At 47.9% G+C, this 1057-nt stretch carries 1 protein-coding gene; it reads right to left on the bottom strand.

The genetic code is table 11. From position 1 onward, the window contains the following. Positions 1 to 349 precede the first annotated feature (349 nt). Positions 350 to 526: a hypothetical protein gene (locus Q0236_RS07750; RefSeq protein ID WP_297916642.1), complete on the bottom strand. Its 177-nt coding sequence runs from the start codon at positions 524 to 526 to the stop codon at positions 350 to 352. Positions 527 to 1057 lie beyond the last annotated feature (531 nt).

The raw sequence follows: 1057 nt of genomic DNA, 5'->3' as shown, positions 1-1057 counted from the left end.
ATCACATTCGTCGCATTTGCATCCACGCGAACCTGTTTATCTTCCGTGCTCTCGCGCACCCATCTTACTTTGCAGCCGCGCACTCGCCGACGCATAGGCCATCTCTCGGCTCACTATGTCCTTCAGGGCTACGCGCGTCTCGCTTCACCCGCGTCATCTCGCCCTATACGCATACGCGCGCTTTAGATGCATCATTTTCTGTAAAAGAGGCTACAAGCGCACCAAATGCCGACTACATATTCCGAATTATCGGCGTTGCACCTACGTGCATCCGTGTTTCCGCACACCCAAACGATAAAAATTTCTACAAAAATTCCCGCTAAAATTTCATACGAAGCCGCTGAAAAATTTACCTGCGTTTAATACCGTAGCCGTCCTTATCCACGCACATAAAGCCCTTAGTAGCGCCTCCGTCGCGCGCCATCACCACGCCGTCTGCGGCAAATCTATCGTCGCAGCCGATCTCGTAGTCCTTTTTCACCGCCTCACTCGCAGAACCCTCGAAAATCTCGTAAAATTCCGACACAAACCCGTCTTTGTAATAAATAGCGGTTTCGCCCTCCCAGATATTTACGCCCTGGACATTTGCGCTTTTTGCTTTGGCTTTAAGTTCGTTAAAAGTCCCAAAATCCCAGCCTAAAATTTTTAAAACAGCGCGCTCGTTCGTCTTTTCGTCTATACTATAAAAACTCGCACTTTGGTTTTTGTCTTATTCACAGCTCTCATGCTTAAGACCTCGTCGCCGCCAAAACGGACGTCAAAAGAAACTCCTTCGGGCTGTATCTCGCGTGCAAAATCGCGCAGAGCTAAAATTTGAGCGCGGTTCCGTTCGTAATTTTCCGCTAAATCCGGCTCCGCAAAGAATACGCCGCAGTTAGCACAAGCGCGGCGCTCATAATGAGTTTAAATAACCTAAAAATTTCCGAGAAAAAATATTTTATAAAATTCACGCCCGCCTCTTAAATTTCACCGAATTTCGCCAACTACGCAAAGGGCAGAATTTTTTTGTAATTGCTCCACAGCTCGCTATCCTCGCCAAAATACGCGAGTAGCCCGC

It is taken from the genome of uncultured Campylobacter sp., assembly GCF_938031315.1.
GTDB lineage: Bacteria > Campylobacterota > Campylobacteria > Campylobacterales > Campylobacteraceae > Campylobacter_B.
The sequence above is the reverse complement of the archived record's forward strand: the minus strand, read 5'-3'. Positions and strand labels throughout refer to the sequence as shown.